The organism is Kribbella sp. NPDC104218, from assembly GCF_055584105.1.
This window is the reverse complement of the sequence record NZ_JBVJMQ010000001.1, coordinates 2452987-2474836: the sequence shown is the minus strand read 5'-3', so window position 1 is coordinate 2474836 and position 21850 is coordinate 2452987. Positions and strand designations below refer to the sequence as shown.

At 70.1% G+C, this 21850-nt stretch carries 20 protein-coding genes; 11 read left to right on the top strand and 9 right to left on the bottom strand.

From position 1 onward, the window contains the following. Positions 1-76 precede the first annotated feature (76 nt). Positions 77-844, top strand: a complete 768-nt coding sequence (locus ACZ6ZD_RS11770) for a S1 family peptidase (protein ID WP_465670932.1) — start codon at positions 77-79, stop codon at positions 842-844. On the opposite strand, the gene aceB is transcribed toward ACZ6ZD_RS11770, so the two are convergent. Then, positions 826-2391 (bottom strand): malate synthase A, encoded by a 1566-nt coding sequence (gene aceB, locus ACZ6ZD_RS11765; protein ID WP_465670930.1) that lies wholly within the window; start codon positions 2389-2391, stop codon positions 826-828. The genes ACZ6ZD_RS11770 and aceB overlap by 19 nt on opposite strands. Before the next feature lie 73 nt (positions 2392-2464). Here aceB and ACZ6ZD_RS11760 point away from each other — a divergent pair, with 73 nt between their 5' ends. From ACZ6ZD_RS11760 to ACZ6ZD_RS11750, 3 genes are read left to right on the top strand one after another with little or no spacing between them, the layout of a single operon-like run. Further along, a complete protein-coding gene (locus ACZ6ZD_RS11760) occupies positions 2465-3085 on the top strand; it encodes a TetR/AcrR family transcriptional regulator (protein ID WP_465670928.1) in 621 nt (206 codons plus the stop codon). A 19-nt stretch (positions 3086-3104) separates the two neighbouring features. Next, complete coding sequence (locus ACZ6ZD_RS11755; protein WP_465670926.1) at positions 3105-4637, top strand: alpha/beta hydrolase; 1533 nt, start codon at positions 3105-3107, stop codon at positions 4635-4637. Further along, the gene (locus ACZ6ZD_RS11750; RefSeq protein WP_465670925.1) at positions 4637-6208 is read left to right on the top strand and encodes an alpha/beta hydrolase; all 1572 of its coding nucleotides are present in this window, start codon (positions 4637-4639) and stop codon (positions 6206-6208) included. Before ACZ6ZD_RS11755 ends, ACZ6ZD_RS11750 begins: the two co-directional genes overlap by 1 nt. 44 nt (positions 6209-6252) lie before the next feature. On the opposite strand, the gene ACZ6ZD_RS11745 is transcribed toward ACZ6ZD_RS11750, so the two are convergent. Then, positions 6253-6810 carry a TetR/AcrR family transcriptional regulator gene (locus ACZ6ZD_RS11745; RefSeq protein ID WP_465670923.1) on the bottom strand — a complete coding sequence of 186 codons (558 nt, stop codon included), beginning with the start codon at positions 6808-6810 and terminating at the stop codon, positions 6253-6255. Between the two features lie 75 nt (positions 6811-6885). Here ACZ6ZD_RS11745 and ACZ6ZD_RS11740 point away from each other — a divergent pair, with 75 nt between their 5' ends. From ACZ6ZD_RS11740 to ACZ6ZD_RS11725, 4 genes are read left to right on the top strand one after another with little or no spacing between them, the layout of a single operon-like run. Next, the gene (locus tag ACZ6ZD_RS11740) at positions 6886-7929 is read left to right on the top strand and encodes a glycosyltransferase family 2 protein (RefSeq protein ID WP_465670920.1); all 1044 of its coding nucleotides are present in this window, start codon (positions 6886-6888) and stop codon (positions 7927-7929) included. Next, a complete protein-coding gene (locus ACZ6ZD_RS11735; RefSeq protein ID WP_465672682.1) occupies positions 7889-9079 on the top strand; it encodes a hypothetical protein in 1191 nt (396 codons plus the stop codon). Before ACZ6ZD_RS11740 ends, ACZ6ZD_RS11735 begins: the two co-directional genes overlap by 41 nt. A gap of 10 nt (positions 9080-9089) precedes the next feature. Beyond that, positions 9090-10034 carry an aldo/keto reductase gene (locus tag ACZ6ZD_RS11730; protein WP_465670918.1) on the top strand — a complete coding sequence of 315 codons (945 nt, stop codon included), beginning with the start codon at positions 9090-9092 and terminating at the stop codon, positions 10032-10034. Between the two features lie 10 nt (positions 10035-10044). After that, entirely contained in the window at positions 10045-10389 is a 345-nt protein-coding gene (locus ACZ6ZD_RS11725; RefSeq protein ID WP_465670916.1) for a YciI family protein, read from the top strand. On the opposite strand, the gene ACZ6ZD_RS11720 is transcribed toward ACZ6ZD_RS11725, so the two are convergent. Then, positions 10386-11393, bottom strand: a complete 1008-nt coding sequence (locus ACZ6ZD_RS11720) for a LacI family DNA-binding transcriptional regulator (RefSeq protein WP_465670914.1) — start codon at positions 11391-11393, stop codon at positions 10386-10388. The two genes, ACZ6ZD_RS11725 and ACZ6ZD_RS11720, sit on opposite strands and share 4 nt — an antisense overlap. A gap of 157 nt (positions 11394-11550) precedes the next feature. Between ACZ6ZD_RS11720 and ACZ6ZD_RS11715 the strand changes: the two genes are divergently transcribed. From ACZ6ZD_RS11715 to ACZ6ZD_RS11705, 3 genes are read left to right on the top strand one after another with little or no spacing between them, the layout of a single operon-like run. Then, a complete protein-coding gene (locus ACZ6ZD_RS11715; protein WP_465670912.1) occupies positions 11551-12633 on the top strand; it encodes a hypothetical protein in 1083 nt (360 codons plus the stop codon). Beyond that, the gene (locus ACZ6ZD_RS11710; RefSeq protein WP_465670910.1) at positions 12630-13580 is read left to right on the top strand and encodes a D-2-hydroxyacid dehydrogenase; all 951 of its coding nucleotides are present in this window, start codon (positions 12630-12632) and stop codon (positions 13578-13580) included. The genes ACZ6ZD_RS11715 and ACZ6ZD_RS11710 overlap by 4 nt, the downstream gene beginning before the upstream one ends. A 29-nt stretch (positions 13581-13609) precedes the next feature. Beyond that, on the top strand, positions 13610-14359 hold the full coding sequence (locus tag ACZ6ZD_RS11705; protein ID WP_465670908.1) for a polysaccharide lyase family 7 protein: 750 nt from the start codon (positions 13610-13612) through the stop codon (positions 14357-14359). 37 nt (positions 14360-14396) lie between these two features. Here ACZ6ZD_RS11705 and ACZ6ZD_RS11700 read toward each other — a convergent pair whose 3' ends face one another. From ACZ6ZD_RS11700 to ACZ6ZD_RS11675, 6 genes are read right to left on the bottom strand one after another with little or no spacing between them, the layout of a single operon-like run. Next, positions 14397-14681, bottom strand: coding sequence for an antibiotic biosynthesis monooxygenase family protein (locus ACZ6ZD_RS11700; RefSeq protein WP_465670906.1), 285 nt, complete (start codon positions 14679-14681; stop codon positions 14397-14399). A 10-nt stretch (positions 14682-14691) separates the two neighbouring features. After that, positions 14692-15840 carry a VWA domain-containing protein gene (locus tag ACZ6ZD_RS11695; protein WP_465670904.1) on the bottom strand — a complete coding sequence of 383 codons (1149 nt, stop codon included), beginning with the start codon at positions 15838-15840 and terminating at the stop codon, positions 14692-14694. Next, on the bottom strand, positions 15837-18017 hold the full coding sequence (locus ACZ6ZD_RS11690; protein ID WP_465670903.1) for a DUF5682 family protein: 2181 nt from the start codon (positions 18015-18017) through the stop codon (positions 15837-15839). Before ACZ6ZD_RS11690 ends, ACZ6ZD_RS11695 begins: the two co-directional genes overlap by 4 nt. Next, entirely contained in the window at positions 18014-19093 is a 1080-nt protein-coding gene (locus tag ACZ6ZD_RS11685; protein WP_465670901.1) for an ATP-binding protein, read from the bottom strand. The genes ACZ6ZD_RS11690 and ACZ6ZD_RS11685 overlap by 4 nt, the downstream gene beginning before the upstream one ends. Continuing rightward, positions 19090-20496 carry a DUF5691 domain-containing protein gene (locus ACZ6ZD_RS11680; RefSeq protein WP_465670899.1) on the bottom strand — a complete coding sequence of 469 codons (1407 nt, stop codon included), beginning with the start codon at positions 20494-20496 and terminating at the stop codon, positions 19090-19092. The genes ACZ6ZD_RS11685 and ACZ6ZD_RS11680 overlap by 4 nt, the downstream gene beginning before the upstream one ends. A 17-nt stretch (positions 20497-20513) precedes the next feature. Then, positions 20514-21803: an SWIM zinc finger family protein gene (locus tag ACZ6ZD_RS11675; protein ID WP_465670897.1), complete on the bottom strand. Its 1290-nt coding sequence runs from the start codon at positions 21801-21803 to the stop codon at positions 20514-20516. Positions 21804-21850: the final 47 nt, after the last annotated feature.

Here is a 21850-nt window from a genome sequence, read left to right as displayed (position 1 = left end):
TGTTTGGCGTCCAGAATTCACGCGACCCCGGCATACATTCCGCGTTCAAACGATTACTTGCAGTAAATTCGTCGCCATGATGAAGCGGATGATCGCGCTGACCGGCGCGCTGTTGCTGGCGACCTCCGGGGTGGCCGCGGCCGACGGCGGCGGCAAGCGGATGATCGTCGGCGGGACGCTCGTGAGCGTCAGCGAGGCGCCCTGGGCGGTCGTGCTGACGAGTGACTCCAAGCGCTGGTGCGGTGGGGTGCTGGTGCGTCCGAACAAGGTGCTGACCGCGGCGCACTGCATGACCGTGGCGGCTTCGACACTCGCCGTCATCCAGGGCCGGGCCGAGCTGTCCGCCGCGGGCGGGCGGGTGTCCGCCGTCCACAAGGCGTGGGTCCACCCGCAGTACAGCACCTCCCACGGGCGGAACGACTTCGCCGTCCTCACCCTGGCGAAGCCGATGACCGGCGTCCCGGTCCTCCCGCTCGAGACGAGCCCCGACGCCGACCGGCGCGGCGCCGTCCCCACCGTCTACGGCTGGGGCGACACCAAGAACACCGGCCCCGCCAACACCCTCCAGAAAGCCGCCGTCCCGGACCTCGGCGACGCCACCTGCCTGAACATCGACGGCTACTCCGCCAACGGCTACACCGCCGCTGCCAACGTCTGCGCCGGCTACCTCGACGGCACCATCGACGCCTGCCAAGGCGACTCCGGCGGCCCTCTCGTCCTCAACGGCCGCCTCCTGGCCCTCGTCTCCTGGGGCCGCGGCTGCGCCGAACCCGGCTACCCCGGCGTCTACGCCGAACTGGCCCCCGTCGCGAAGACGCTGACCGACTACTTGAATCGTTCGTAGGCGGGGAGGGTGAGGAAGTCGACGTACTCGTCGGCGAGGGTTACTTCGAGGAAGAGGGCGCGGGCGGACTGGTAGCGCAGGGACTCGGGGAAGGCGTTGATCTCTTCGTCGACGATGCGTTCGACCAGGTCGGTGGTGACTTGGGCGCCGGTGTCGAGGACGACGTTGTTGCGGCGCCACTGCCAGATCTGCGAGCGGGAGATCTCGGCGGTGGCGGCGTCCTCCATGAGGTTGAAGATGCCGACGGCGCCGGTGCCTTCGAGCCAGGCGGCGAGGTACTGGAGGGCGACGCTGATGTTGTTGCGCAGGCCTGCCTCGGTGACCGCGCCGGGGGTGGCCGCGACGTCCAGGAGCTGGGCCGCGGTGACGTCGACGTCCGCGCGGAGCTTGCCGAGCTGGTTGGGCTGGTCGCCGAGGACGGCGTCGAAGACGGCGCGGCAGGTGTCGACCATGCCGGGGTGGGCGACCCAGGAGCCGTCGAAACCGTCGCCGGCCTCGCGGGTCTTGTCGGCCTCGACCTTCGCGAAGGCCTGCTCGTTGACGGCCGGGTCCTTGCTCGGGATGAACGCGGCCATCCCGCCGATCGCGTGCGCGCCGCGCCGGTGACACGTCCGGACCAGGAGCTCGGTGTACGCGCGCATGAACGGCACGGTCATCGTCACGCTGTTGCGGTCCGGCAGCTGGAACTCGGCGCCGCGCTCACGATGGGTCTTGATCACGCTGAACATGTAGTCCCAGCGACCGGCGTTCAGCCCGGCCGAGTGCTCGCGCAGCTCGTAGAGGATCTCCTCCATCTCGAACGCCGCCGGGTAGGTCTCGATCAGCACGGTCGCGCGGATACTGCCGCGCGGGATGCCGAGCGCCTCCTGCGCGGTCACGAAGACGTCGTTCCAGAGCCGCGCCTCGAGGTAGGACTCCAGCTTCGGCAGGTAGAAGTACGGCCCTTGGCCGCGGTCGAGCTGTAGCTGACCGCAGGCGGCGAGGTAGAGCGCGAAGTCGACCAGCGCACCGGACACCGGCGTACCGTCGACGAGCAGGTGCTTCTCCGGCAGATGCCAGCCCCGCGGCCGGACGACGATCGTCGCCAGCTCCGCATCGGGTTTCAGCGCGTAGGACTTCGCGTCGGTGGCGAAGTCGATCCGCCGGGTGATCGCGTCGAGCAGGTTGAGCTGGCCGCCGACGACGTTCTCCCAGGTCGGCGTGTTCGCGTCCTCCTGGTCGGCCAGCCAGACCTTCGCGCCGGAGTTCAGCGCGTTGATCGTCATCTTCCGATCGGTCGGCCCGGTGATCTCGACCCGCCGATCCACCAGCCCCGGCGCCGGCGGCGCGACCCGCCACTCCGGATCCGCCCGCACCGCCTCCGTCTCCGGCCGGAACCCGAGCGACGCCCCGGCCGCGATCTCCGCGACCCGCTCCTTCCGGCGCGCGAGCAGCGCCTGCCGGCGGCCTTCGTACTCGCGGTGCAACCGCTCGATCAGCCCGAGCGCCGGCTCGGTCAGGATCTCGTCGTACCGCTCGTGCCGGGCCCCGATCACCTCAATAGCCATGATCGCCACCCTAACTTGCACACTTCTGTCACTTAGTGCCATGCTGTCATTTAGTGACAAACTGGAGGAACGGATGAGCGACGAACGGCGACGCCGGTTGCGGCTGGAGATCTCGCGCGAAGCAGCCCGGCTGTTCTGGGCTCAAGGCGTGGCGGCGACCAGCGGGGACGAGATCGCCGCCGCGGTCGGGATCTCGACCAGGACCTTGTGGCGACACTTCCGCAGCAAGGAGAGCTGCATCGAGCCGCTGATGCTGGCCAGTAACGACTGGTTCCTGGAGCTGCTGCGCAGCTGGCCGCGCGACCGGTCGCTCGCCGAGCACTTCACCGCAGCCGTGCCGCAGGTGGTCCGCACCCCGCAGCAGCGGGCCGACGACCTGGCCGCGGTGCGGATGACCAGCCTGGGCCAGACCGAGCCGACCATCCGGACCGGCTGGCTGATGGCCTGTGACGAGGTGGAGCGCGAGCTGATCGCGATCCTCGCGGCGCGGCACGACCGCGCGATCACGGACGTCGAGATCCGCATCCACGCCGCCGCGGCCACCGCGGCGATCCGCGCGGTCAGCGACGCGGCCGACATTTTTGTTGCTAATGGCAATTACATCGAAGACTTCGGCGACCCCTTCGAGCTGATGGCTCGCGCCGTGCACCAAGTCACCGGGGGCGCCATCGGCGGCCCGGTCGACACCGCATGACACATCAGAGGAGAAGGCCTTGCCAGCACGACTACTACGGACGGCGGCAGCAGCGCTGACCGCCGTCGCACTACTCAGCCCAGGGGTCGCATCCGCCGCGCCGGGCGTCCCCAAGATCAGCTGGGCCAGCTGCGGCGCCGAGCTCGCCGCGTTCCAGTGCGCGACGGTCGAAGTACCGCTCGACCACGACCGGCCGAACGGGCCGACCACGACGATCGCGTTGACCCGGCTCCCGGCATCCGATCCGGCCCGCAAGCTGGGGACGCTGTTCGTCAACCCGGGTGGGCCCGGCGGCTCCGGCGTCGACTTCGTCCAGCAGTACGCGCGGACGACGTACCGGCCGCAGGTCCTGGCCCGCTTCGACATTCTCGGCTTCGACCCGCGCGGAGTGGGCAAGTCGGATCCGGTGACCTGCTTCCCGACCGCCGCCGAGGAGGCCGCGCTGCGGCAGACGGCTCCGCTGATCCCGCTCAACCGGAGCGAGTTCAAGACCGGGCTCGAGATGGTCCGCAAGCTCAGCCAGAGCTGCGCCAAGCGCTCCGGCGCCAAGATGGCGCACTTCTCGACGGCGAACGTCGCCCGCGATCTCGAACTGCTGCGACAGGCCGTCGGCGACACGAAACTGAGCTACGCCGGCTATTCGTACGGCACCTTCCTCGGCGCGATGTACGCCAAGTTCTTCCCGAACCGCGTCCGCACGATGGTGCTCGACGGTACGACGGATCCGGTCGCCTACTCCGGTTCGAACGGCGACCCGCGGCCGTTCGGCGTCCGGTCCGGGCAAGGTCCGGCTGGTGTCGAGGCGTTCGGCGCGTTCGCCGACGAGTGTCGCCGGGCCGGTGGCGCGAAGTGCCTGCTGGCCGCGGCCGGCGACCCAGCGGCGATCACCGAGCGCGTCCTGCAGGGATTGAAGAAGAGCCCGGTCGACCTGCCCGCCTTCGGGCGACTCACCTACGGAGACGTCGTCACCTCGACGTTCCAAACCCTCTACGACCCACTCAAATGGCGTGAGCTCGCGGATCTGTACGTCCAGCTCGACCGGGCCCAACGCGGGCTTCCGTCAGCTCGGACGTCGGCCAAGTCCGAGCCCGCCGAGCAGTACGTGTCACACGGCTCGTTCATGCAGACCTGCGTGGACGGCCCGGCGACCGGCCGGCCCTGGGAGTACGCGCGCTGGATGGACAAGCTCGACAAGACGGCGCCGCACTTCGGCAGGTACAGCGCGCTGATCGGTCTCGACTGCGAGTTCTTCCCGATCAGGGATCGCGACGCCTACCGGGGCAACCACTGGCAGAACAAGGTCCAGGCGCCGGTCCTGGTGGTGGGGACCCGCTTCGACCCCGCGACGCCGTACAAGAACACGCGCCCGTACGCCGATCTGTTCCCCGCCGGCCGGATGGTCGGTTACCAGGGCTGGGGTCACGTGGCCGCATCGCAGAGCAAGTGCGTCGACGCCCTGGTCGAGACCTATCTGGTCGATCTCGAGGCGCCTACCGACAACTCGACGTGTACGCCGGACCGGCGTCCGTTCGACTCGCAAGGAGCGAAGTGATGAGAGCTTTCCGTACGGCGGCCGTCGTGGCCGCGCTGGCTCTACTGGCGCCCGCACCGGCGTACGCCGCACCGGCCGTGCCGAAGATCGACTGGGGTTCCTGTGGTCCCGACCTCGCGGCGTTCCAGTGCGCGACGGTAGAGGTGCCGACCGATTACGACCACCCGCGCGGCCCGACCACGACGATCGCGATGACCAGGCTGCCGGCGTCCGATCCGGCGCACAAGCTCGGGACGCTGTTCGTCAATCCGGGCGGGCCCGGCGGGTCGGGGGTCGGCCTCGTGCACGACACCGCGCAGTTCGGCTACAGCGAGAAGATCCGGCAGCGCTTCGACATTCTCGGTTTCGATCCGCGCGGAGTCGGCGCGTCCGATCCGGTGACCTGCTTCCGGACGGCGGCCGAGGAGGCGGCGCTGATGAGCGGTATCCCGCTGTTCCCGGTCGCGCAGTCCGAGCTCAAGCCGTTCATGAAGGGCCTCACGAAGCTGAGCCTGAACTGCGCGAAACTCTCGGGCGACCGGATGGCGCACTTCTCGACGGCGAACGTCGCCCGCGATCTGAACCTGCTCCGGCAGTCGGTCGGCGACGCGAAGCTGAACTACGCCGGCTACTCGTACGGCACCTTCCTCGGCGCGACGTACGCCAAGCTGTTCCCGAACACCGTCCGGACGCTCGTCCTCGACGGGACGGTCGATCCGGTCGCCTGGACCGGTAGCGACGGCGACCCGCGGCCGTTCGGCATCCGGATCGGGCAGGCCGCCGAGGCGGCCAAGACCTTCACGCAGTTCAACGAGGAGTGCCGCAAAGCCGGCCCGGCCGGGTGCTCGCTCGCGAAACTCGGCGACCCGGCCACGGTGACGAAGGCGCTCCTCGAACGCCTCAAGACGCAGCCGGTGACGATCACCCTGTCCGACGGGACGCGACAGCTGGTGAATTACCAGTGGGCGGTGCAGATGGCGTACCGAGCGACATACGCGCCGTTCACCTGGGCCGGTCTGGCACACGACTTCGTCGAGATCGACAAGGCGCTCCGCACTCGATCCACCGCCGGCGCCCGGACGGCTCAGGTGCCGAAGGAGCAGTACGTCTCGGCCGGATCGAACTACCAAGCCTGCGTCGACTCCCGTCGTACCGGACGGCCCTTGGCCTACCCCGCCTACGCAGCCGCCGAGGAGCGCCGGACGCCGGGCTTCGGGCCCTACCGCGGCTGGATCGGATTCGAGTGCGAGTTCCTGCCGGTGCACGACACCGACGCCTTCACCGGTAAGGACTGGACGAACGACGTCCAGGTCCCGGTCATGGTCGTTGGCACCCGCTTCGACCCGGGGACGCCGTACGCCACCACTCGCCCGTACACCAACCTGTTCCCCCGGGGCCGGATGGTCACCGTCGAGGGCTGGGGTCACACCAGCTACCTGAAGAGCAACTGCGTCAACGCCAAGGTCGAGAGCTACCTGGTCGACCTGCAACCTCCGACCGACGGCTCGATCTGCACCCAGGACTTCCGTCCGTTCGGCTCACCTCAGCCGCGAGCCGACGTCGCGAAGGGCCTGAACCAGCTGATCAAGTGAAGTCGCCCGATGGGTGGCGCCCAGCGCGCCGCCCATCGGCGTCCTCACTCGGTCGCCAGCAGATCGAGCAGCCCCTGGATCGCCAGCTCGAACGGCTCCTCCGACCCGGCCGCCCGCGCCAGCACGTACCCGCCCTGCAAGGTCGCCACGATCGTCGCTGCCAACCGCTCCGGCACCACCGACTCGGCGAACTCCCCCTTTTCCTTGCCTTCAGCAACAATCTCCGCGAGCCGCCCACGCAACCATCCGAGCGTCTCGTCCACCGGCCCCCGCAACGCCGGATCCGCCACCACCTCCGGATCCGCCGCCAGTTGCCCCACCGGACACCCCTTCAGCACCTCCCGATCCCGCCCCAGGTACGCCGAGATCCGCCCCACCGCCGTCCCCTCCGCCCCCAACTCCTCCGCGGCCTTCACCCGCATCTCCACCCCGGACCGCTCAATAGCCGCCCGCGCCAACTCCGCCTTCCCACTGAAGTGGTGGTACATACTCCCCTGCCCCGCCCCACTCTCCCGCTGCACCGCCTTCGGACTCGCCCCCACATACCCCCGCTCCCACAACAACCCCTGCATACTCCGGATCAACCGCTCCACCGTCTCCACGCGAATAACTGTACTCAGAGGTACACGCCCGGCTAGGTCTCCGTCGGCTGGACGGAACCGATAGTCTCGGGGTCTATGAGTACGAGCGTCGCCATTGCGGTAATCACGTTTCGGCGGCCTGCTCTGTTGCGGGGGTTGCTGGCGAGTTTGCAGGCGCAGGAGTTGCCGGCGGGAGCGGATTACGCGGTCCGGATCGTGGTGGTGGACAACGATGCGGATGGGACGGCGGCCGCGGTGGTGGCGGGGTTCGACGGGGGCCGGTATCCGATCGAGTCGGTGGTGGAGCCGGAGCCGGGGATTCCGTTCGCGCGGGAGCGGTCGGTGGAGCTGTGCTGGAACGATGACGCGCTGATCTTCGTGGACGACGACGAGGTCGCGCCGCCGGGCTGGCTGGCGACGTTGTTGCTGGCGTGGGAGAGCACCGGGGCCGACGTTGTCACCGGGCCGGTGAAGGGGAATCTGCCGGCCGGCGCACCGCCGTGGAACCACTACAGCGACGTACACGACTCGACCGGGCGGCACACGACCGGGCTGGAGTTGCGGAAGGCGTACACGAACAACACGCTGGTCAGCCGCCGGGTCTACCACACGGTGACGCCGGGTTTTCATCCCGCTTTCCGGTACACGGGCTCGTCGGATCTGCACTTCTTCCTACGGGTGCACCGGGCCGGGTTCCGGATCGTCTGGTGCGAAGAGGCCTGTATCGCCGAGGAGGTGCCGCCGGCCCGGACGACGCTGAGCTGGCTGGTCCGGCGGGCGTTCCGCAGCGGCAGCGGGGACACGATCAGCCGGTTGCTGATCCGTCCGGGCGCGGTCAGCTACGTGCTGGTGCTGGCCTATGCTTCGGCCCGGGTGGTCTCGGCGATCGGCTACGCGCTCGCCGGGCTGCTGCTCGGCCGGAAGACGCATCTGCTCAAGGCGGTCCGCCGGTTCTTCTCCGGTATCGGCAGCCTGGCGGGCATAGTGGGGATCAATCATGACGAGTACCGGGAACGGCACGGCGACGGTGGCGAGCCTGTGCCGGGCGATCTGGCAGGTGGAGGAGGAGCTGCGGCTCCTCGACTGGCAGATCCGGGGCATGCACCCGTGGCCGATCATCCGGATGCGCGTCTTCCATGAGCTGACCCGGCGCAGCGGCATTCACGGCGTCCCGCATCCGGTCCGCCGAAGCGCCACCGACAAGCTCGGTCTGGTCGGCCGGCACGTGGCCGGTCTCGCGACCCGCAACCCGTTCGTCGGCCGGTACGACGCGATGGTCGTCCCGCATCCGCGGAAACCGGACGGTGTCGAGATCTACACCGACGAGCTCCGCGCCGCACTCGGCCCGTCGACGCTGATCCTCGACTCCGGGATCAACGGCACCCCGCTCCCCGGCAGCCGGAACCTGGACTTCTTCACCTCCGCGGCCGGCGCCGTCCACGCCCGGGCCGCCGACGACCGCGGCATCACGGCCGCGCTCAAGGAGCTGACGGGCGTCGGCGTCCCGACCAGCGCGCTGCTGGCTCGCGAGGTCCCGAAGCACCTGCGCCTGCGCGCGCTCTACCGCGCGCTGCTCAAACGGCACGGCATCAAGACCGTGTACGTCGTCGTCGCGTACTTCCATCAGCACATCGTCGGCGCGGCCCGCGACCTCGGCGTCCGGGTCGTCGAGCTGCAGCACGGCGCGATCAGTCCGTTCCACCTCGGCTACAGCTACCCCGGCCGCCCGGAGGTCGCCGACCAGCCCGACGAGCTGTGGTGCTTCGGCGACTATTGGACGGACGTCGCCGAGCTGCCTGCCGGGATGCGGACCGAGGTCGTCGGTTCGCCGTACCTGCCGGCCGCTACCGCCAAGGACCCGAAGCTGGCGGTCTTCCTCTCCCAGGGCACGACCGGCCACGGGTTGCTCCAGGTCGCCGAGACCGTCGCCAAGACGCATCCCGAGCTGACCGTCCGGTTCCGGCTGCACCCGAGTGAGCACGCGGCCGACTACACGATGCCGGCCGGGGTCGAGCTGTCCACCGACGGCAACACGCTCGATCTGCTGGCGCAGGCGACGTACCAGGTCGGCGTCTCGACCACCGCGCTGTTCGAGGGCATGGCGCTCGGCTGCCGGACGGCGGTCGCCGAGCTCCCCGGGCACGAGTACCTCGCCGGGCCGATCACGCGCGGTCACGCGGTGCTGCTGGCGACCCCCGAGCGGCTCACCGAGGCGCCGGTCTGTCCGACCCCCGAGACGTACTACGCACCGAGCCGGATCGGCCAGCTGATTGTCGGTGGCGCCTCCTAGCGTTCGTGCCATGCGGACTGTGGAGCTGGGCCGGACGGGGTTGAGAGTCAGCAGACTGGGGTTGGGGCTCGCGTCCCTCGGCGGGATGTTCGCCGCCGTCCCGGAATCGCAGGCGATCGCGACCATCGACCGGGCCTGGGAGCTCGGCGTCCGGCTGTTCGACACCGCGCCCGTTTACGGCTACGGCCGGTCCGAGCAGCGCGCCGGGCTGGCGCTGCGCGGCCGGCCGCGGGACCGGTTCGTGTTGTCGACCAAGGTCGGCCGGCTGATCGAGCCGGGCGGGCCGGACATCCAGCCGATCTGGGCCGAGCCGCCGGCCGGCCTCGGTCCGCGTCTGGACTACTCGTACGCCGCCGTCATCCGCTCCTTCGAGGCCAGCCTGGAGCGGATGGGGATCGACCGGATCGACATCCTGCACATCCACGACCCCGACCTCGACTTCGCGACGGCGTCCACCGAGACCCTCCGGGCGCTGCGCGAGCTGCGCGGGCGCGGCACCATCCGGGCGATCTCGCTCGGCATCAACCACGCGGACGTCGCCGCCCGCTTCCTCCGCGAGACCGGGGCCGACGGGCCGGATGCGATCCTCCTCGCCGGGCGCTACAGCCTGCTGGACCAGAGCGCGACCGACGAGCTGCTACCGCTGTGTGAGCAGCTCGGCGTCGCCGTCCTCGCAGCGGGTGTGTTCCAGGGCGGCGTCCTGGCTGACACGGCGGACGGCGCTCCGCACGGGTATGCAAAAGTCCCACCGGCGCTGCTGGCCCGGATCGACCAGCTCCGCGCGCTGTGCCGCCAGTACGACGTACCGCTGCTCGCTGCGGCCGTTCAGTTCCCGCTGCGGCACCCCGCCGTACCGGCTGTGGTCGTCGGGGCGCGCACGCCGCAGGAGATCGCCGAGGTCGCCGGTTGGCTCGAGCACGACATTCCGGAAGCGTTCTGGGCGCAGCTCCACTAAGGTCGGCCCTATGCGGTTCATGCTGCTCCACAAGACCAACGACGGACTCGAAGCGGGTAACCCGCCGGACGCCGAGATCCTGGCCCGGGCGGACGCCGTCCTCGAGGAGATGCGGCAGGCCGGCGTCCTCGAGGTCGCCGAAGGGCTGATGCCGAGCTCCCGGGGCGCCCGCATCTCGGTCGCGCAGCCGGGCCCGCCGCGGGTCATGGACGGCCCGTTCGCGGAGACCAAGGAGTTGGTGGCGGGGCTGTCGATCATCCGGGTCGACTCCAAGGAGGACGCCGTCCGCTGGGCGCTGCGGTTCGCCGAGGCCGACCCGTACACCGAGATCGACATCCTGGAGATCGCGGGTTAGACGCGCGCCCGGGCTGTCGTCTCGTGGATGAGCAGCTCCATCGGGAGCAGTTTGGGATCGGTGTCGGGGGCGCCGGTCATCAGTTGCTCGAGGAGGTCGGCGGCTTGCCGGCCGAGCTCGTCGCGCGGCATCGAGACCGTGGTGAGGGTGGCTTGGCCCGACCAGTCGAGCGAGAGGTTGTCGAAGCCGACGACTGAGAGTTCGCCCGGGACGTCGACGTCCAGCTGCCGGAACCGGGCCAGCGCACCTTGGGCGACCAGGTCGTTGTAGGCGACCACCGCGGTGGCCCCGGTGGCGAGCGCCGCTTCGGCTGCCGCCCCGCCGTCCGCGGCCGTTGCGCCGGCTGGGACGACGGTGACGTGCAGGCCGAATGCCGCGGCCGCTCGGAGAGCGCGGATGCGTTCGGCGTTGGCCCAGGAGGCGTCCGGGCCGCTGAGGTAAGCGACCTCGCGGTGGCCGAGCTGCGCGAGATGACCGCAGATGGACGTCGTACCGCCGTAGAAGTCGACCGAGATCGCCGGGACGGCGAGGCCGGGGACGATGCGGTTGACCAGCACCATCGGGTGCGCGCGGGCGACCAGATCGGCAAGCTGGTCGCGGCGCATCCGCGGTGAGCAGAGCAGCAGGCCGTCACAGCTGCGGAGCAGATCGGCGACCAGCTCCGGCTCGACGGCCGGATTCTCCTCGGACTCCATGATCATCACCCGGTGGCCGTTCGCGCGGGCGACCGCACTGACGGCCTTGAGGATCTCCGGGAAGTACGGGTTGGCGAGATCCGGGACCAGGACGCCGATCGTCCCCCAGCGCCCCTTCGCCAGGCCCTGGGCGGCGGCGTTCGGGTGGTATCCGAGCGCGCGGACGGCGGTCTGAACGCGCTCGGCGAGCACCGCGTCGACCTTCGCCGTCCCGTTCAGGACGCGCGAGACCGTCGCCGGGGACACCCCGGCGGCCTGGCCGACCTGGGTGATCGTGACCCGCTGCGTCCGTGCCCGCGACTGTCTCACCTCCTTGTGAAAACCCTTCCTCAGAATCGCTAATCCACAGGTAATGCACAATCTGTGGATATGAAACCGCTTTCTCAGCTCTTGCCGGGGACGACCCGCCGCTCTACTCTGAGCGGGAGTTGGCAAGCGTTTACCACCAGTCTTGAGGAGGTCGCCGGTGAGCCACGGCGTGTTCGCGTACACCTGGGATCTGGTCGGCGATCCGGCCGCGGCCGAGCGGATCGCCGGGCTCGGGGTCGACACGGTCACGCTGCAGGCGGCGTACCACGCCGTCCGCGGGATCACGCCGTTCCACCCGGCGCACCGCGTCGTCCACGCAGCGCACGCCGCGGCGTACTTCCCGATCCGCGACGCCGTCTGGGGCGACCTGCGACCACTCGCCCCCAGCTGGGCTGTGGATAACCCGGACCGCTTCGGTACGGCGACGCGCGCGCTCCGGGCGGCCGGGCTGGGGGTCGAGGCATGGCTCGTCCTCACCCATTCGTCGGCAGTCGGGGCGGCACATCCCGAGGTGACCGTGCAGAACGCGTACGGCGAGCGCTACCCGTACGCGCTCTGCCCGTCGCACGAATCGGTCCGCACGTATGCGCTGACGCTGATTCGGGAGGTCGTCGAGCAGTACGACGTCGACGCGCTGATGCTCGAAGCCTGCGGATGGCTGGGGTTCGACCACGGCAGCCTGCACGAGAAGACCGAAGGCGCCGAGCTGTCGGCCAACGCCCGCCGTCTGCTGTCGATCTGCTTCTGCCCCGCCTGCCGGTCCGCCCTCGGCCCATCAGCCGACTCCCTGGCCGCGTCCGTCCGCTCCGCGGTCGACGCCGAGCTTCTCGGCGCACAACCGGCCGCGCTGCCCGAGGCCGAGCCCCTGCTCACCCACCGCGCCGCAGTCATCGGCGAGCTCATCCGCGAGGCTCAAACATTGGCGGGCGATCGCCGTCTGTTGCTTATGGCAACTGATGACCCGTGGGTGACCGGGCCGGACGTCGGTGTCGATCTGCAGGCACACCGCCCGGACGCCTACGTCTTGAAGTGCTGGGGTGACGTCGGCGCGGCCGCTCGCCAGGTCAAAGCTGCGGCGGCGCGCACCGACGTCCCGCTGATCGCCAACGTCACTGTGCTGGAAGAGCGCTGGGACGGCGTCGAAGAGCTCTTCGAAGCAGGCGCCTCCGAGGTCCGCTACTACCACGCCGGCCTGGCCTCCAAGAAGCGCTTGCAGCGGATTCGGGCGGCTTCAGCATGAGCGCGACGCTTGTACTCCTGCAGCCCGAGACCCCGGAGACCGCTGACTGGCCGGCTCGGCTGGAGGCGGAGCTGCCTGGACTGTGGGTTGTCCGTGACGCTGCGGCGCTTCCGGAGGCGGATGCGGTTTATGGGGTGCTTCCTGCGGAGTTGCTTGCGGTGAGCACCAAGCTGCGGTGGTTGCAGGCGCCGCAGGCTGGGCCAGCGCCGGAGTTCTACTACCCGGAGTTGGTGGCGCATCGGGTGGTGGTGACGAACATGCGGGACACGTACACGGATCATGTGGCGGCGCATACGTTGGCGCTGGTGTTGGCAATGGCGCGGGGCCTGCCGCGATATGTGCGTGCGCAGGAGGCTGCCGAGTGGGCTCCGGATTGGGATCCGGGGAGCGTGGTGGTGCTTGGTGAGTCGCGAGTACTGGTCGTGGGAACGGGGGCCGTGGGGGCCGAGATCGGGCGGCTGCTGAGTGAGTTCGGAGCGCGGGTCGAGGGGATCGATCCGCGGATCCGGGAGGCGCCGCGGGGGTTCGCTCGGGTGCGGCCGGTCGAGGAGTTGGACGACGCGCTGCCGGACGCCGACCTCGTCGTACTCACAGTGCCGCACACGCCCGCGACCGAAGGGCTGATCGACGCCGCGCGGCTGCGCAAGTTCAAGCCTGGTGCGCTGTTCGTGAACGTGGGGCGCGGGCCGACCGTGCGGCTCGACGACCTCGAGGAAGCTTTGCAATCCGGTCGGCTGCGCGGCGCGGCGCTCGACGTGTTCGAGACCGAGCCGCTGCCGGCCGACCATCCACTGTGGCGCCGGCCCGAGGTGCTGATCACGCCGCATGTCGCGGGCGCCGGCCCGCACGCCGACGAACGCCGCTTCGCCGTACTGCTGGAGAACGCACGCCGATTCCTCGCTGGAGACCCGTTGATCAACCAGGTCGACAAGGCCCAGCGCTATTGACAGGTAGGCCCCGCCCCGAAGGAGACCGCATGTTCATCCGATCGCTCCTCACCGCCGCCCTCGTGAGCGCCACGGCACTCACCGGTACGGCGACCGCAGCCCCGGCAGCCTGTTCAGTACCTGGTGACGTACTGAACCTGGCCAACTGGACGCTGCAACTGCCCGTCGACGACCCCAACCAGTCCGGTACGCAGGTCCGCCAGGTCAGGCAGCCGCAGCTGAACAGCTTCGAGCTCTCCCCCTGGTTCAACGATCAGCCGAACTGCAACGGCGTCCGCTTCCGCAACGCGGTCAACGGCGTCACCACCCCGAACACGACGTACGCGCGCTCCGAACTCCGCGAGATGAACGGCTCGTCGGCGGCGTCCTGGTCGTCGACGTCCGGTACGCACACACTCGTCATCGACCAGGCCATCACGCACCGGCCGAACGACAAACCGCAGGTCGTCGCCGGCCAGATCCACAACGGCAACGACATGGCGACCTTCCGCCTGAACGGCTCCAGCCTCTACGTCACCGACGAGAACAACTCGAGCTACAAGCTGATCACCAGCAACTACCAGCTCGGCACCCGGTTCCAGGCCAAGTTCGTGGTCAGCAACGGCTCGATCAAGGCCTATTACAACAACGTGCTGCAGGCAACGATCCCGAAGACGTTCACCGGCGGCTACTTCAAGGCCGGCGTCTACACCCAGGCCAACTGCACGAACTCCGCCCCCTGCAGCACCGCCAACTACGGCGAAGTCGTCGTCTACAACGTCTCCGTCACACACAGCTGAGGACGGTCTCCGGGGGCCGCGCCGGCCCCCGGATCACTCAATCGATCGTGCCCTCTTCGGCGGTGACGAGGGAGTCGATGGCGGCGAAGAAGCGGGCGATACCGGGGAGGTTGCCGCCTTTTTCGCGGGAGGCGGCGAAGTCCTCGGCGGACTCCCACTCGACGATGTCGAGCCATTCGTCGTTCGGTAGGCGGACCAGGCGGGCGTTCAGGAAGCCGGTGCGGTCGGCCTCGAAGTCCGTCAGCATGTCGGCCCGTGCCGCGAGCAGCTCCTCGGCCTTCTCCGGCAGGACGCGGAAGCGGGTCAGTTCGACGGTGGTCATCGGGTTCCTCTCAGGTCAGGTTGGTCGCGGCCCAGCCGGTGATGTCCTCGTGCCTGATGGCGGCCGCCATCAGATCCGGGAACCGGTCCGGGGTACAGGCAAAGGTCGGGACGCCGAGCTCCACGAGCGCGGCCGCGTTCTCGGCGTCGTACGACGGGGTGCCGGAGTCGGCCAGTGCCAGCAACGCCATCACCTGCACCCCTGACTCCACCAAACCACGGGCCCGCCGCAACAATTCCTCGCGCACCCCACCTTCGTAGAGATCGGAGATCAGTACGAGAACGGTGTCCGAAGGTTTGGTGACGAGCGACTCGCAGTACGTGAGCGCGCGGTTGATATCCGTCCCGCCGCCAAGCTGGGTGCCGAACAGGACGTCGACCGGGTCGTCGAGCTGGTCGGTCAGGTCGACCACGGCCGTGTCGAAGACGACCAGACTGGTCCGCAGCGTGCGGATCGACCCGAGGACCGCGCCGAACAGGGCGGCGTACACCACCGACTCCGCCATCGAGCCGGACTGGTCGATGGCGAGGACGACGTCCCGCTGAATGCTGTGGTTGCGTCGCGCGTAGCCGACCAGCCGGTCCGGGACGATCGTGCCGAGGGCCGGTGAGAAGTGCTTGAGGTTGGCCCGGATCGTCCGGTCCCAGTCGATGTCGGAGTGCCGCGGCCGGCCGGTCCGGCCCGCGCGGTCGAGAGCGCCGGTGACGGCTGCCCTGGTCCGCTCGGCGAGCCGCGCCTCCAGCTCGCGGACGACGCGGCCGACCACCTCGCGGGCGGTCTGCTTGGTCTCCTCGGGCATCACCTCGTTGAGCGCGAGCAGCGTGCTGACCAGGTGGACGTCGGGCTCCACCGCGCCGAGCAGCTCAGGCTCCATCAGCATCCGGGTGATGCCGAGCCGCTCGACGGCGTCCCGCTGCATGACCTGGACGACGGTGCTCGGGAAGTACTGCCGGATGTCGCCGAGCCAGCGCGCCACCCGCGGCGCGGACGACCCGAGCCCGGAGGCCCGTTGGCCGGTGTGCTCGCCCGGGGCGGCGTCGTACAGGGCGGCGAGCGCCTTGTCGATCGACAGGTCGGCCGTCGAGAGCGTGGCGCCGGTCTCGTCCTCGGCTTCGCTGCCGAGGACGAGGCGCCAGCGGCGAAGGCGTTCGTCGGTCATCCGACCCCCAGGAGCTGGGCGACGACCGGCAGCGTGGTCGCGGCCAGCTCGGCGTCCAGGTCGTCGTCCGCGACGGTTGCGGCGCTCTCCGGGTCGGCCAGGACCTTGGCGCGGGCGCCGATCGTCCGGCGTTCGGGTGCGGCGAAGGTGCCGAAAGTCCTTCTGAGCAACGGGAGAACCTCGGTGAAGGCGTCGTCCGGGATTGAGCCGAGCCAGCCGTCGACCAGGGCGAGCAGGCGCTCGTCGTGGATGAGCAGCAGGCCGCCACCGGCCAGGAAGCCTTCGACGTAGCCGGCCGCGTCGGCGGTCGGCGTCCCCGCGGTGAGCGCGCGGCCGAGGCGGAGCGCGACCTCGTGGTCGGCCAGGCGAGAGGTGTCGAGCATCAGCCGGGTCAGCCGGCCGCGGATCAGCGGCGGGACCGACGTCCGGTCGCTCAACCCCTCCAGCGTTCGCAACCATTCGGCGCGGACTTCTTCAGCCAGCAACGCGGTCGCGTCCTGGACGCCGTCGATCAGCTCCTGGACGGCGTTCGCGGCGTCCGGGTCGAGGCCGTGGACGGTGCGGCCGAGGCCGGCGCAGATCCGGGAGACCATCCGGCTCGCGACCGCGCCGAGCCCGGCGGTGTCGGTGCCGCGGACGTCGCCGTACCGGGACGAGCGGGCGAGGGCGGGCAGCGCCTCCATCAGATGCCCGACGTCGGCATCGGCCGCGGCCCGGGTGTCGACGCCTCGGAGCAGCTCGGGGAGGGCGTCGGCCAGGTCAGCTAAGAGCGATTTCTCCAACGCCGCCGTGATCTCGGCCAGGGTCGCGGAGTCGGCGGCAACCTTGAGCATGACGGTGGTCGCGGCGCCGACGACCGTCGTCCCGTGGGCGCCGGCCGCGACCAGCTCGACCTCCAGACCCGGATCCCAGGTCAGGCGCCACATCTCCCGGAAGGTGCCCTGCGCGCGGCGTTCGTCCGTGGCCGGGACACCCCAATGGACGCCGAGGATCCGGAGGCGATGCAGCAGGCGGGACTTCTCCAGGTCGTTCGGTTTGCGCAGGTCGAGCTCGATCACGCGCTCGGTCGCGTCGCGTTTCATCCGGAGCCGCCGGGCCTGGGCCGCGAGGTCGGCCGCGACCGGCGCCTGCGGGGTCGCGCCGGGAACGGTCCCGAGCAGCTCGCCGACGACGGCCTCCCGGGTGACGAGGTCGAGGAGAACATCGTTCCCGTTGCAGAGCACTGCTCTCGTTGCTTCGGTCACCTCGCTCAGCCCGACCAGCGGACGGCCGCGGAGCGCCGCCAGCGTGTCGGCGAGCCGGACCGCCTCGATCACGTGCGCGCTCGACACCGGCAGGTCCTCGGCGCGGAGGACCTGGGCGACCTTGGTCAGCCAACGGGTGGTGATTTGGTCGGGTGCGGTGAAGAGGTGGTGGTACCAGCCGGGTGAGGTGATGCCGGCGCCGTACCCGCTGGTCGCCGCGAGCCGGCCGTGCGTCCAAGGCACCCAGGTACAGGCGACCTTGCGTTTGGGCAGCCCTTTGAGGATGCGGGCGTCATGTGTTGCCGGCGGCAACGGCTGCTCCAGGGCCGGGACGTGCCAGGCCCCGCAGACCACCGCGATCCGCTCGAAACCCTCGCGCATCGCCTTGCGGACAACGGTTCTCATGTAGGCCTCGCGCTGCGCCTCGCGGCCGGTCGCCTGCTCGCCGTGGCGGAGCTCGCGCATCGCGTCGGCGATCACGGTGAACGGCTCGGCGCCCTCCCGGCGCGATTCGATGACGTCGTCCCACCAGCGCTCGGGATCGTCGTACCCGCCGGCGTTCGCCAGCGTCGCGAGCGGGTCGATCGACAGCCCTCGCCGTCCCTCTCCTTTGGCCGACGCGAACTGCTGCGCGGCCGGCAGATCGCAGAACCGCACCGGCACCCCGGCCGCCAACCCGTACTTGATCGCCTGCCACTCCGGGCTGAAGACCGCGAATGGCCAGAACGCCGCCCGGGTCGAATCGTCTACGGCGTACGCCAGCAACGCCACCGGCGGCTCCATCTCCGCCGACGACGCCAGCTCGACCACTTTGTCCGCCTCGGGCGGCCCCTCGATCAGTACGACGTCCGGCCGCAGCTCAGCCAGCGCGGTCGCGACCGCCCGCGCCGACCCCGGCCCGTGATGCCGAATCCCGAAGAGGTGAACGGTCATCCCGAGATCTCTCGGCAGGCGCGGTAGAAGACGGCCCAGTCGTCGCGCTCGCGGACGACGGTCTCCAGGTACTCCGACCAGACGACGCGATCCGCCGACGGGTCCTTGATGACGGCGCCGAGGATGCCGCCGGCGACGTCCGTCGGGCGGAGGACGCCGTCGCCGAAGTGCGCGGCGAGGGCGAGGCCACCGGTGACCACGCTGATCGCCTCGGCCGTCGACAGCGTCCCGGACGGCGACTTCACCGCCGTCCGGCCGTCCTCGGTGCGGCCCTCGCGCAGCTCGCGGAAGATCGTCACGACCCGGCGGATCTCGTCGAGGGCGTCGTCCGCGGGCGGCAGTTCGAGCGCGGAGCCGAGCTGGGCGACGCGGCGGGAGACGATGCCGACCTCGTCCTCGGCGGACTCCGGCAGCGGGAGGACGACCGTGTTGAAGCGGCGGCGGAGCGCGCTGGACAGCTCGTTGATGCCCTTGTCCCGGTCGTTCGCGGTGGCGATCACGTTGAAACCCTTACGGGCTTGGACTTCGGTCGCCAGCTCGGGGATCGGCAGCGTCTTCTCGGACAGGATCGTGATCAGCGCGTCCTGGACGTCGGACGGCATCCGGGTCAGCTCCTCGATCCGGGCGATCTTGGCATCCGCCATCGCCCGCTGGACCGGGCTCGGCACCAGCGCGCCCTCGCTCGGGCCCTGCGCGATCAGCTGCGCGTAGTTCCACCCGTACCGGATCGCCTCTTCGGCCGTCCCCGCCGTCCCCTGGACGAGCAGTGTCGAGTCCCCGCTGATCGCGGCCGCGAGATGCTCACTGACCCAGGTCTTCGCCGTCCCCGGTACGCCGAGCAACAACAAGGCCCGATCCGTCGCCAGCGTTGCCACGGCCACCTCGATCAGCCGCCGCGGCCCGACGTACTTGGGCGTGATCTCGACCCCGCCGGCCTGACCGCCGAGCAGATACGTCACGACCGCACTCGGCGACAACTGCCAGGCCGGCGGCCGCGGCCGATCGTCCGCGCTCGCCAGGGCCGCCAGCTCGTCGGCGTACTCGGTCTCGGCGTGCGGCCGCAGTACCTCAGTCATGAAAGCTCCTCGTACATTTCGCGGCGGAAGGTCAGGGTCTCGACGAGACGGCGGCGCCAGGTGTCTTCTTCGCCGGTGGACTCGCGGGTGATCGGATGGTCGAGCACTTCGGGTGGGACGGCGCGCGCGGTCACGCTCGCGAGGCGGGCCCAGTCGCGACCACTGCCGGCCTTAGCCAGCTGGTCGAGCAGGTCGGTCGCCAGGGTTGCGGGCCAGGGGACGGGAAGGCCGCCGACCAGCTCGGTGATGTCGACGGTCTTGCGCAGCGCGGTGACTGCGGGCGCCCACTCGTCGGGTGGGAGCAGCCGTAGTAACTCGGCCGGACTGCGTGTGCCGGTGTTGGCCGAGGCGCGCAACAGCTCGCGCGCCCAGACTGTTGCCAGCTCTCGGCTCGGCGCGGGTTGGCTGCCTTCGCGGACGACCGCCTCCGTCCATCCGCTCTGCAGCACCTCGACCGCAACCCCTTCGGCGGGCAGCTTCAACCACTCGAGGTCCATCTCGGCGAGCGGAGTCGCCGCGATGAGCTGACGGAGCAACCCGGCTCGCTGGCCCAGGCCTTCGACTCGGGCCTCGATGCCGTCGCGCTCCATCGCGGTGGTCAGACTGCGCGGCAGCTCAACGGCCAGGACGCCCTGGGTTCCGAGGAGATGCGCGTGCAGGCGCTCGGTCATTCGTTGCTGGAGGCGACTACCGGGCAGTCGAGTGAGCAGGCGCGCTGCAGCTCGGCGTACCTCACGGGAACGGTCGTCGAGCGCTGACTCGAGGAACTCCTCGTCGCGAAGGTCGAGCCCATCGGTGAGCAGCGTCAGGAAATCAGCTCTCGTGGCCGCCGACTCGGTCGGCCAGACCTCGCGCAACGCCTCCAACGCGTCAGCCGGATCCGTCCGCCGCCGATCCCGCAACCAGCTTCGCCGCTGGACGCCGTCCCCGTGCGTCCACAATTCAATGTTGTTGCCCTTAGCAACCACAGCGTGCAGGAACCGCCACTCCGGGTTCAGATCGGCCAACCAACTCGCGCGGCGCCCCGCCGCTGCAATCACCAACGGCCGGTACTCGGCCCGATGCCGGGCATGATCGGCCAACTCCGGCAAGTACTCCGGTGGCACGCCCCAGCCTTGCGCCTCCGCCGCGCGCAACCACTCACCCAGCGCGGTCGTCTGGAACCCGCCGAGCATCGCCGCCAACCGCCGCACCGCGGCCGGCCGCGGCAACGGCCGATCCGCTCCATCCGCCGCCGCCAGCGGCTCGACTCCGACCAACGGCCGTCGTCCGGCCCGCCGATAGACCGTCGCAAGCGCGGCAGCATCCAGCAACCCGCCGTCACCGAGCCGCTCCCGCACGTCGTCCGGCAACTCTTCAAAGTGTGCAGGCCGCCGATCCGTCCCGAGCAGCGCGGAACTCACCAGCCCGTCCCAGCCCTTCACAGGACCACCGGGCGGTTGTTGTGCCAGCAGGTGAGGGGGCGGAGGCCGGCTCGGTTCCATTCGCCGGCGACGGTCAGCGGGGCGCCGGCGGAGAGGGCGAGGAGCTTCCAGGGGTCGGTGTTCGGGAGGAGTTCCAGGGCTTCGCCGGTGGGGTCGACGAGGGCCCAGCCGGCGCCGTGGGGAGCTGGGCGGACGTCTTGAAGGACGAGAGGCCAGCGTTCGTTCCAGGGGTCGGCGGAGACGGATTCGACGTACGAGGCCAGGGCTTGGTGGGCGGTGGATCCGGTGGGGGTAGGCGCGGGGAGGCGCGGGGCGGATTGGGTGAGGAGGGCACGGAGGGGCAGGGCGCCGGGGTAGAAGGACAGTGTGCCGGGGACGTACTCACCGGGGCGAGCCGGGAGCGGATCGAGGGGACGGCCCGCGGCGGCGAAGGAGAGCAGCAGAGCGATCCGTCCAGTCGTTGCCCCCCGCAACCAAACGCGCCGGGTGGTGAGGCGGTCGTCGGGTTCGATCACGCGACCGAGGATGAGCCAGTCGTCACTGACCTGCTCGCCGTCGGCGAGGACGCGAGCGGACTCGATCGTCCAGCCGATGCGGGCCTGGACGGTGTCGGCCAGGGCCGGTGGTAGTTCGTCGAGGCGACCGTGGGCGGCGACGATCAGGTGGATCAGCGAAAGCTCTTCGAGGAGCTCGCCGGGCCAGCCGTGACCACGGCCGACGACCGCGGCCGCACGTCGTACGGCATTGGCGACCCCCGGCGCTTGCGCGTCGACCATGCGCGCCGCCAACCGGTTCAGCTCGGTGTACGCCCGCTGGTCGAACCCGCCCAATCCCTGCCGGACCTGATCGTCCAGCCAGCTCGCCAGCTCCGCCATCCCGGCTGACACCCGATCCGCCCGGCGCGAAGCCCGCTCCTGCGCCGCGATCGGATCAGCCACCTCACCAGGCTTCCGCTCCGGTCGCTCAGCCCGCTTCCCCACCCACGAAGCCACCCACTCCGGCTCCTCCCCAGGTCCGACCTCGCCACCCGCCCACAACAGCAACAAACCCAGCGCATGCTTACAAGGAAACTTCCGGCTCGGGCACGAGCACTTGTACGCCGGACCACTCACATCCACCGCGGTCTGGTACGGCGCCTTCCCACTCCCCTGGCACAACCCCCACACCGCCCGATCGGAGGCGCCCACCCCCGACCACTTCCCCGCCTTGGCCAACCCCTGCCCGGCCTTCGCCGACGCAGCATCAGGCGCCAACCCCAGCACCCGCTCCACGTCCCAAGCCGTCACGCCCACATTCCACCATCCCCCGCCGACACGAAGGACAGGTAGTACCT

What these genes read in the sequence shown, in the direction of transcription:
- ACZ6ZD_RS11770 (WP_465670932.1), top strand. Translation starts at nt 77, where the DNA reads ATGATGAAGCGGATGATCGCGCTGACCGGCGCGCTGTTGCTGGCGACC.
- ACZ6ZD_RS11725 (WP_465670916.1), top strand. Translation starts at nt 10,045, where the DNA reads ATGCGGTTCATGCTGCTCCACAAGACCAACGACGGACTCGAAGCGGGT.
- ACZ6ZD_RS11740 (WP_465670920.1), top strand. Translation starts at nt 6,886, where the DNA reads ATGAGTACGAGCGTCGCCATTGCGGTAATCACGTTTCGGCGGCCTGCT.
- ACZ6ZD_RS11750 (WP_465670925.1), top strand. Translation starts at nt 4,637, where the DNA reads ATGAGAGCTTTCCGTACGGCGGCCGTCGTGGCCGCGCTGGCTCTACTG.
- ACZ6ZD_RS11760 (WP_465670928.1), top strand. Translation starts at nt 2,465, where the DNA reads ATGAGCGACGAACGGCGACGCCGGTTGCGGCTGGAGATCTCGCGCGAA.
- ACZ6ZD_RS11700 (WP_465670906.1), bottom strand. Translation starts at nt 14,681, where the DNA reads ATGACCACCGTCGAACTGACCCGCTTCCGCGTCCTGCCGGAGAAGGCC.
- ACZ6ZD_RS11735 (WP_465672682.1), top strand. Translation starts at nt 7,889, where the DNA reads ATGCACCCGTGGCCGATCATCCGGATGCGCGTCTTCCATGAGCTGACC.
- ACZ6ZD_RS11685 (WP_465670901.1), bottom strand. Translation starts at nt 19,093, where the DNA reads ATGACTGAGGTACTGCGGCCGCACGCCGAGACCGAGTACGCCGACGAG.
- aceB (WP_465670930.1), bottom strand. Translation starts at nt 2,391, where the DNA reads ATGGCTATTGAGGTGATCGGGGCCCGGCACGAGCGGTACGACGAGATC.
- ACZ6ZD_RS11730 (WP_465670918.1), top strand. Translation starts at nt 9,090, where the DNA reads ATGCGGACTGTGGAGCTGGGCCGGACGGGGTTGAGAGTCAGCAGACTG.
- ACZ6ZD_RS11695 (WP_465670904.1), bottom strand. Translation starts at nt 15,840, where the DNA reads ATGACCGACGAACGCCTTCGCCGCTGGCGCCTCGTCCTCGGCAGCGAA.
- ACZ6ZD_RS11705 (WP_465670908.1), top strand. Translation starts at nt 13,610, where the DNA reads ATGTTCATCCGATCGCTCCTCACCGCCGCCCTCGTGAGCGCCACGGCA.
- ACZ6ZD_RS11710 (WP_465670910.1), top strand. Translation starts at nt 12,630, where the DNA reads ATGAGCGCGACGCTTGTACTCCTGCAGCCCGAGACCCCGGAGACCGCT.
- ACZ6ZD_RS11690 (WP_465670903.1), bottom strand. Translation starts at nt 18,017, where the DNA reads ATGACCGTTCACCTCTTCGGGATTCGGCATCACGGGCCGGGGTCGGCG.